The organism is Nonomuraea sp. NPDC049695 (assembly GCF_040674955.1).
GTDB lineage: Bacteria > Actinomycetota > Actinomycetes > Streptosporangiales > Streptosporangiaceae > Nonomuraea > Nonomuraea helvata.
The window spans coordinates 1-8,083 of sequence record NZ_JBFANV010000179.1; the positions used below are offsets into that span (position 1 = coordinate 1).

The following is an 8,083-nucleotide window of genomic DNA, read 5'->3' on the forward strand; positions in this document are numbered from 1 at the left end:
GGTCAGGGAGACATACCGCGTGGGCAGAGTCGACCGCAAACTCGACTGCCGCACGTACTCCGGTGTGACCGTCTGCGGCCCCTCCGCGAGGGGCTCACGACCGCGGTTCGTCAGATCTCTCACGAGTTCCGGTCGTCCCCGTCGCTGCCGCTGCCGCGGGTGCGGACGCGGGTCCGGGTGCGGCGGGGCCGCTCCGACTTCTCCTCGCCGGCCGGCTCGGCGGCGGCCTCCTCGGCAGGCGCAGCCTCGTCGGACTCGACTGCCCCACCACCGGCGGCCTTCGCCTCCTTCTCGGCGGCCTCCTTCTCGATGACCTCCACGGGCACCAGCGAGAGCTTGCCCCGGGCGTCGATCTCGGCGATCTCGACCTGGATCTTCTCGCCGACGCTCATCACGTCCTCGACGTTCTCGATGCGCTTGCCGCCGTGCAGCTTGCGGATCTGCGAGACGTGCAGCAGACCGTCCTTGCCGGGCAGCAGCGAGACGAACGCGCCGAAGGCCGCGATCTTGACGACCGTGCCGATGTAGCGCTCACCGACCTCCGGCATGTGCGGGTTGGCGATGGCGTTGATCGCCGAACGGGCCGCCTCGGCGGACGGGCCGTCGGTGGCGCCGATGTAGATCGTGCCGTCGTCCTCGATGGTGATCTCGGCGCCCGTGTCGTCCTGGATCTGGTTGATCATCTTGCCCTTCGGGCCGATGACCTCGCCGATCTTGTCGACCGGGACCTTGATGGTGATGATGCGCGGCGCGGTCGGGTTCATCTCGGCCGGGGAGGCGATCGCCTCCTGCATCACGTCGAGGATCGCCAGGCGGGCGCCCTTGGCCTGCTTCAGCGCGCCGGCCAGCACGCTCGCCGGAATGCCGTCGAGCTTGGTGTCGAGCTGCAGCGCGGTGATGACGTCCTTGGTGCCGGCGACCTTGAAGTCCATGTCGCCCATGGCGTCCTCGGCGCCCAGGATGTCGGTCAGGGTGACGTACGTGTCGCCCTCGCCGATCAGGCCCATCGCGATGCCCGCGACCATCTCCTTCAGCGGCACACCGGCGTCCAGCAGCGCCATCGTGGACGCGCAGACCGAGCCCATCGAGGTGGAGCCGTTGGAGCCGAGCGCCTCGGAGACCTGGCGGATGGCGTACGGGAACTCCTCGCGGGTCGGGAGCACCGGGATCAGCGCCCGCTCGGCCAGCGCGCCGTGACCGATCTCGCGGCGCTTGGGCGAGCCCACCCGGCCGGTCTCGCCGGTGGAGTAGGGCGGGAAGTTGTAGTTGTGCATGTAGCGCTTGGTCCGCTCAGGGTTGAGCGTGTCGATGACCTGCTCCATGCGCAGCATGTTGAGCGTGGTGATGCCCATGATCTGGGTCTCGCCGCGCTCGAACAGCGCCGAGCCGTGCACCCGGGGCACCACGTGGACCTCGGCCGACAGGGCGCGGATGTCCTTGGTGCCGCGGCCGTCGATGCGGACGCCCTCCTTGATGACCCGCTCGCGCATGAGCTTCTTCATCACCGAGCGGTAGGCGGCGGAGATCTCCTTCTCGCGCCCCTCGAACTCGGGCAGGAGCTTCTCGGCGGCCAGCGCCTTGACCTTCTCCAGCTCGTTCTCGCGCTCCTGCTTGCCCGCGATCGTCAGCGCGGCGGCCAGCTCCGTCTTCACCGCGGCCTCGACCGCGTTGTAGACGTCCTCCTGGTAGTCGAGGAAGACGGGGTATTCGGCCGTCTCCTTGGCCGCGACCTGCGCGATGCGCGACTGCGCCTCGCACAGCACCTTGATGAACGGCTTGGCCGCCTCCAGGCCCTGCGCGACGGTCTCCTCGGTGGGCGCGACGGCGCCCTCGGCGACCAGCTTGAGCGTGTCCCTGGTGGACTCGGCCTCGACCATCATGATCGCGACGTCGCCGTCGGCGAGCACGCGGCCCGCCACGACCATGTCGAACGTGGCCCGCTCCAGCTCGGGGTGGGTCGGGAACGCCACCCACTGGCCGTCGATCAGCGCGACGCGCACCCCGCCGATCGGGCCCGAGAACGGCAGCCCGGCGAGCTGGGTGGACAGCGACGCGGCGTTGATCGCGACGACGTCGTAGAGGTGGTCCGGGTTGAGCGCCATCACGGTGGCGACGACCTGAATCTCGTTACGCAGGCCCTTCACGAACGACGGGCGCAGCGGCCGGTCGATCAGCCGGCAGGTGAGGATCGCGTCCTCGGAGGGACGGCCCTCGCGCCGGAAGAACGAGCCGGGGATGCGGCCCGCGGCGTACATGCGCTCTTCGACGTCGACCGTGAGCGGGAAGAAGTCGAAGTTCTCCTTGGGCGCCTTCGACGCGGTGGTGGCTGAGAGCACCATGGTGTCGCTGTCGAGATAGGCGACGGCGGAGCCCGCCGCCTGGCGCGCGAGACGACCGGTCTCGAACCGGATCGTGCGTGTGCCGAATGCGCCGTTGTCTATGACGGCTTCAGCGGTGTGGACACCCTCCACGGGGGACCTCCTTGTGGTCGGTCTCCCGCGCCCTTTTTCTCACCGGCACCCTCGTTAGGTGCAGCGCCGGTCTTCGATCGAAGCGCCCGGTCATTCCTACCGGAAGCCACTACCGAGGACCGGCCCGCAGGCGTCGCGGGTCGCATGGTGCTGAGCGGACGCGGGGGCTGTGTGTCTCGGATCTTCAGTTGTACGTCAGGCGCGACGGCGTTTCCACACCGCCACGCGCCCAACCATATGGTCTACCCATATGAGAAGGGAGCGGCAAGTTCGCCGCTCCCTTTCATGCTATCGGCGCAGGCCGAGCCGCTCGATAAGCGACCGGTAGCGCTGGATGTCGACCTTCTGCAGGTACTTCAGCAGGCGACGCCGGCGACCGACGAGCAGAAGCAGGCCACGACGGCTGTGGTGGTCGTGCTTGTGCGTCTTCAGGTGCTCGGTGAGCTCGCTGATACGCTTGCTCAGCAGCGCGATCTGCACCTCGGGCGACCCGGTGTCGCCTTCGGCCGTCGCGTATTCACCGATGATGGACTTCTTGGCAGCGGTGTCGAGGGACACGGCTCTCCTTTGAGCTACGGGCACGCGCGAATGAAATGAAGAGTGCGAACGACCGTGCGTGCCTACAGTCGCCGCGGTGAAGGCCGTCATGGGCAGCGCGCAGCGCCGCCGCTACAGAGCCGACATGCAAGGCTACCACCTCACGCGGAGTACTCGGACGACTCAGCTTGTGAGACGGCGGGTGGCGTCGGCGTCGGCCTGGATCTGGGCGATCAGCGCGTCGATGGACTCGAAGCGCGTGTTGCCGCGCAGGCGCGCGGCGAACTCCACCGCCACGTGCACCCCGTACAGCTCCAGGTCGTCCCGGTCCAGCGCATAAGCCTCGACTGTCCGCGGCACTCCCTCGAACGTCGGATTGGTGCCGATCGAGATCGCCGCCGGCCACCGCTCGCCCGCGTAGAGCGCGGGCAGGTTGGCCACCCGAACGCACTCCAGCCACCCGGCGTAGACCCCGTCGGCCGGGATGGCCGTGTGCTGCGGTGTCTCGACGTTCGCGGTCGGGAAGCCCAGCTGGCGCCCCCGCTGGTAGCCGCGTACGACCACGCCCTCCACCCGGTGCGGCCGGCCGAGCTGTTCGCGCGCGCCCTCGACGTCGCCCTCGGCGAGCCGTTCGCGGATGGCGGTCGAGGAAATGGCGTCGAGCCCTCGTGACAGCAGGGGCACGACCTCCACCTCGAAGTCGTATTTATCGCCCAGCGTCCGCAATGCCTCGACGTCGCCGCTCGCCTGGTGCCCGAACACGAAGTTCTCCCCCACCACCACGACGGCCGCCCGCAGCCGCTCGGCCAGCACGTTCTGGGCGAAGTCGTCCGGACTCGTCCGCGACACGTCGAGCGTGAACTCCACCACGTCGATCTCGTCCACACCCAGCCCGGCCAGCAGCTCGGCCCTGCGCCGCGGGCTGGTCAGCCGCTGCGGGCGCGACCCGGGCCGGACCACCTCCTCGGGATGCGGCTCGAACGTGACGGCCACGCTGCGCAGCCCCCGCTCATGGGCGACGGCGACGGCTCGCTCGACCACCCGCTGGTGCCCGCGGTGGACCCCGTCGTACACGCCTATGGTGACGACAGACCTTCCCGAACCCTGCACGCTAGGCCCCATTCGCTCGTGGCGGATCAATCCGAGACAAGCCTGCCACGCGTGCCAGTGTTCCCTCGAATTGATAGTCAGGAAAAGAGATAGCATCGGGCATCATGCCTCGTTACGCGCTTCTGATCCTGCCTGCATTCAACCGGGTCTACGGGGAGAGCTCCGTCCGGTTGACCCGGAACGAGCTGGCCGTGTTCGACGCGCGCGGGCTGGGCGGGAAGGTGGTGGACAGCGAGGAGACCACCATCGGCGGTGTGCCGTATGTGACGTTCGAGACGTCGGCGGACCTGAGCCAGTCGGATATCTCGCTTTTGTCAAACCTTTCCTCTGTTTATGCGATTTTTGGCATCGAAGGGGAGCTGCTCCGGCCCCTCACGATGAGCTCGCTCGACCGGCTGAGCACCGACCTGATCACCATCCAGAAGTACGCGGGAAAGACCAACGAGCACTTCACCAAGCTGCTCCTCAACGTCACCGCGCTGGCCGGCGAGAAGGGCCTCGGCGAGCGGCTGGCGGTGTTCGACCCGCTGTGCGGGCGCGGCACGACGCTCAACCAGGCCCTCATGTACGGCTACGACGCCTACGGGCTGGACGTCGACGGCAAGGACTTCGAGGCCTACGCCGCCTTCATCAAGACGTGGCTGCGCAACAAGCGGCTCAAGCACACCGCCGAGACCGTGCCGGTGCGGCGCGAGCGGGCCCTGGTGGGGCGGCGGCTGAACGTGACGTTCGGGCTGTCGAAGGAGGCCGTCAAGGCCGGTGACGTGCAGCACCTGGCCATGGTGAACGCCGACACGCTCAAGAGCAGGGAGTTCTTCAAGCCGCGCTCGTTCGACGTCCTGGTGGCCGACGCTCCCTACGGCGTCCAGCACGGCAGCAAGGGCGGCAGCGGGCTGTCGCGGAGCCCTCTGGAGCTGCTGAGGCAGGCCGTGCCGGTCTGGGCCGAGCTGCTGCGTCCAGGAGGCGCCATGGGCATCTCCTGGAACACCTACGGGGGCAAGAGCTCCGAGCTGGCCCAGATCCTCACCGGGGCGGGGCTCGAGGTGATGGACTACCCCGACTTCGAGCACTGGGTGGACCAGGCGATCGTCCGCGACATCATCGTCGCCCGCAAACCTGCCTAGGGGACGAAGACGGCGATCGGCTTGGCCACCCGGCCCTGCTCCTCGACCAGCGCCAGCAGCTCGCCCTCTGGCCCGAACACGCCGATCGGCCCCTTCCCCAGCCCGACCGCGCCCAGGCGCCCTCCATGCCCGATGACCCGCGCCTCCTCGGCCGTCACATCGCGGCGCGGGAACGCCGCCGCCACCGCCTCGCCGATGGGCAGGATCAGGCACTCCTCGGCGAGCTGCTCGATGGTCCTGGCCAGCGACAGGTCATAAGGCCCGACGCGGGTGCGCCGCAGCCGCGTCAGATGTCCCCCGACGCCGAGCGCCGCCCCCAGGTCGCGGGCCAGCGCGCGGATGTAGGTGCCGCTGGAGCAGGTCACCACCGCGTCGACGTCGACGACGTCATCGTGGGCCCGGATGTCGAGCACCTCGAACGTCCGCACGGTGACGGGCCGGGCCGACAGCTCGACCTCCTCGCCCGCGCGTGCCTTCTTGTAGGCGCGCTGCCCGTTCACCTTGATCGCGCTCACCTGCGGCGGGATCTGCATGATCTCGCCCGTCAGCGCGGCGACACCCTTGTGGATCTCGGCGGCCGTCACTCCCGAGGCCGGCGCCGAGGCGGTGACCTCACCCTCGGCGTCGTCGGTGTTCGTGCTCACGCCGAGCCGGATCGTGGCCTCGTACACCTTCTCGGTCAGCGTCAGGTGCCCCAGCAGCCGGGTCGCCTTCTCCACGCCGACGACGAGCACGCCCGTCGCCATCGGGTCGAGCGTGCCCGCGTGCCCCACGCGGCGGGTGCCCGCGATGCGCCGCATCTTGGCCACCACGTCGTGGGACGTCCAGTCGCCCGGCTTGTCGACGATGATCAACCCGCTCTCGGCCATCAGACCTTCCCCAGCTCGCGCCGGAACGCGGCCATCGTCTTCTCCACACTGTCGTACGAGGTGTATCCGGCCGCGTTGTGGTGCCCGCCGCCGCCCAGCGCCGCGCACACGGCTCCCACGTCGGCCTTGCCCTTGGACCGGGTCGACACCTGCCAGTGGCCGTGGTCGTCCTCCTTGAGCACGACCGCGACCTCGGCCTCGTCGGTACGCCGCACGATGTCGATGATGCCCTCCAGCTCCGCGTACGGCAGCCCCTGCGCGGCCCGGTCGACCCGCGTCACGTAGGTCCACACCAGCCCGCCCTCCAGCACCGCCCGGTCCAGCGCGGCGGCCAGCACCTTCAGGTAACCGAACGGCGAGCGGTCCCACAGCTCGCGGGCGATCTCGTCGGTACGCAGCCCGGTCTCGACGAGCCTGGCCGCCATCTGGTGCACGGCGGGCGTCGTCGACGAATGCCTGAACGACCCCGTGTCGGTCACCAGCCCCGCGTACAGGCAGGTGGCGATGTCGCGGTCGAGCCGCCCGCCGAGCCGGTAGATGAGCTGCTCGGCCAGCATGGCCGTGGCGGCCGCCGTGGAATCGATGAGGCTGAGCGTGCCGAACCCCTCGTTGGAGGGGTGGTGGTCCATCACGATGACCTCGCGCGCCCTGGCGGTGTTGTCACGCAGCAGCCCCAGGCGCTCGAAGGTCGAGGCGTCGAAGGTCATCATCAGCGAGGGCGCGGCGGGATAGTCCTCCGGCGGCACCAGCATCTCCTGCCCCGGCAGGAACCGCAGCAGGCGCGGCACCACGAAGTGATGGTCACCGAACGACGCCACGACCCGCTTGCCCATCGACCGCAGCGCGAACCCGACCGCCAGCATCGAGCCGAGCGCGTCGCCGTCCGGTGTGACGTGGCAGGCCAGGGCGATCTCCTCGGCCTGGCCGATCAGCCGCACCGCACGGTCCCAGGCGGCCTCAGGGACCGCGGTGCCCGTCCGGGAGTTCGCGCGGGGCGGACGGCCGGCCCTGTCGCGTACGTCGGGCGTCACTCCTCGTCGTCCTCACCCTCGTCGGGCTTCCTGTAGGGGTCGGCCTCGCCGGCGTAGGCAGCGTTCTCCGCCTGGCGCGCGACCTCGGCGTCCCGCGCCCTCGCGGCGAGGATCAGGTCGTCGAGGTGGCGCGCGCTGTCAGGCAGCGGGTCGTGCTTGAACGTCAGCGTCGGGGCGAAGCGGACGCCGGTCTGGCGGCCCACCTCGGAGCGGATGATCCCCTTGGCGCTCTCGAGGGCGGCCGCGCTGTCGGCCCGCTCGGCGTCGGAGCCGAACACCGTGTAGAACACCGTGGCCTCGCGCAGGTCGGGCGTGACGCGGGCGTCGGTCACGGTGACGAAGCCCAGGCGCGGGTCCTTGATCCGGCGTTCCAGCATCTCGGCGACGATCTGCTGGATGCGGTCGGCGAGCTTGCGCGCTCGTGCGGCATCCACCATGTTCGCTCCCCCTCACGCACGACCTGGCCGTGCAGTCGTTCAATCTTCGTCGTTGTAGAGCCGTTGCCTGGCGGACAGCAGCTCGATCTCAGGGCGGAAGGCCACCATCCGCTCGCAGGCGTCCAGCACCTCTTTACAGTTTCCCGCGGAGGCGGAGACCACGGCGATGCCGACCTCGGCCCTGCGGTGCAGGTCGAGATGGCCGGTCTCAGCCACCGCGATGCTGGGGTAACGGCGCTGCAGCTCGGCGATCAGCGGCCGTACGACAGAGCGCTTCTGCTTCAGCGACCTGACGTCGCCGAGCAGGATGTCCAGGGTCAGAGCACCCACATACATCGTTGGCAACCACCGCTTGACCTGGTGTGAACGCACGACCGGCCTGCTGCGGTGGGGACCAGGCCTGGGCGTGCGAGAAGCGCCCCGCGGCAGTACCCCCCCGCGGCCCGCCCCCCCCCAAAACCCCCCCCTACAACCCAAAAAAAAACACAAGAAAAAAGACACCAA

At 69.3% G+C, this 8,083-nt stretch carries 8 protein-coding genes; 1 reads left to right on the plus strand and 7 read right to left on the minus strand.

What is annotated here, in order from left to right; translation table 11 throughout:
• Positions 1-119: 119 nt before the first annotated feature.
• The 3 genes from AB0J64_RS56240 to AB0J64_RS56250 all read right to left on the minus strand — a co-directional run bounded on the left by AB0J64_RS56240 (position 120) and on the right by AB0J64_RS56250 (position 4,130).
• The gene (locus AB0J64_RS56240) at positions 120-2,471 is read right to left on the minus strand and encodes a polyribonucleotide nucleotidyltransferase (protein ID WP_364046709.1); all 2,352 of its coding nucleotides are present in this window, start codon (positions 2,469-2,471) and stop codon (positions 120-122) included.
• Between the two features lie 288 nt (positions 2,472-2,759).
• On the minus strand, positions 2,760-3,029 hold the full coding sequence (gene rpsO / locus AB0J64_RS56245; RefSeq protein ID WP_185071789.1) for a 30S ribosomal protein S15: 270 nt from the start codon (positions 3,027-3,029) through the stop codon (positions 2,760-2,762).
• 162 nt (positions 3,030-3,191) lie between these two features.
• Positions 3,192-4,130: a bifunctional riboflavin kinase/FAD synthetase gene (locus AB0J64_RS56250; RefSeq protein WP_364046712.1), complete on the minus strand. Its 939-nt coding sequence runs from the start codon at positions 4,128-4,130 to the stop codon at positions 3,192-3,194.
• 92 nt (positions 4,131-4,222) lie between these two features.
• Between AB0J64_RS56250 and AB0J64_RS56255 the strand changes: the two genes are divergently transcribed.
• Positions 4,223-5,242: an SAM-dependent methyltransferase gene (locus tag AB0J64_RS56255; protein WP_364046714.1), complete on the plus strand. Its 1,020-nt coding sequence runs from the start codon at positions 4,223-4,225 to the stop codon at positions 5,240-5,242.
• Here the strand turns inward: AB0J64_RS56255 and truB are convergent.
• The 4 genes from truB to AB0J64_RS56275 are packed head-to-tail and all read right to left on the minus strand — an operon-like array spanning position 5,239 to position 7,915.
• Positions 5,239-6,111 (minus strand): tRNA pseudouridine(55) synthase TruB, encoded by an 873-nt coding sequence (gene truB, locus AB0J64_RS56260; protein ID WP_364046716.1) that lies wholly within the window; start codon positions 6,109-6,111, stop codon positions 5,239-5,241. The two genes, AB0J64_RS56255 and truB, sit on opposite strands and share 4 nt — an antisense overlap.
• The gene (locus tag AB0J64_RS56265) at positions 6,111-7,142 is read right to left on the minus strand and encodes a bifunctional oligoribonuclease/PAP phosphatase NrnA (RefSeq protein WP_364046718.1); all 1,032 of its coding nucleotides are present in this window, start codon (positions 7,140-7,142) and stop codon (positions 6,111-6,113) included. Before AB0J64_RS56265 ends, truB begins: the two co-directional genes overlap by 1 nt.
• Entirely contained in the window at positions 7,139-7,579 is a 441-nt protein-coding gene (rbfA, locus tag AB0J64_RS56270) for a 30S ribosome-binding factor RbfA (RefSeq protein ID WP_364046720.1), read from the minus strand. The genes AB0J64_RS56265 and rbfA overlap by 4 nt, the downstream gene beginning before the upstream one ends.
• Positions 7,580-7,618: 39 nt before the next feature.
• Positions 7,619-7,915 (minus strand): DUF503 domain-containing protein, encoded by a 297-nt coding sequence (locus AB0J64_RS56275; RefSeq protein WP_344986545.1) that lies wholly within the window; start codon positions 7,913-7,915, stop codon positions 7,619-7,621.
• Between the last annotated feature and the right edge of the window lie 168 nt (positions 7,916-8,083).

Excerpts from the sequence above, each read along its gene's own strand:
- AB0J64_RS56250 (WP_364046712.1), bottom strand. The coding sequence starts at position 4,130 with ATGGGGCCTAGCGTGCAGGGTTCGGGAAGGTCTGTCGTCACCATAGGC.
- AB0J64_RS56255 (WP_364046714.1), top strand. The coding sequence starts at position 4,223 with ATGCCTCGTTACGCGCTTCTGATCCTGCCTGCATTCAACCGGGTCTAC.
- truB (WP_364046716.1), bottom strand. The coding sequence starts at position 6,111 with ATGGCCGAGAGCGGGTTGATCATCGTCGACAAGCCGGGCGACTGGACG.
- rbfA (WP_364046720.1), bottom strand. The coding sequence starts at position 7,579 with ATGGTGGATGCCGCACGAGCGCGCAAGCTCGCCGACCGCATCCAGCAG.
- AB0J64_RS56275 (WP_344986545.1), bottom strand. The coding sequence starts at position 7,915 with ATGTATGTGGGTGCTCTGACCCTGGACATCCTGCTCGGCGACGTCAGG.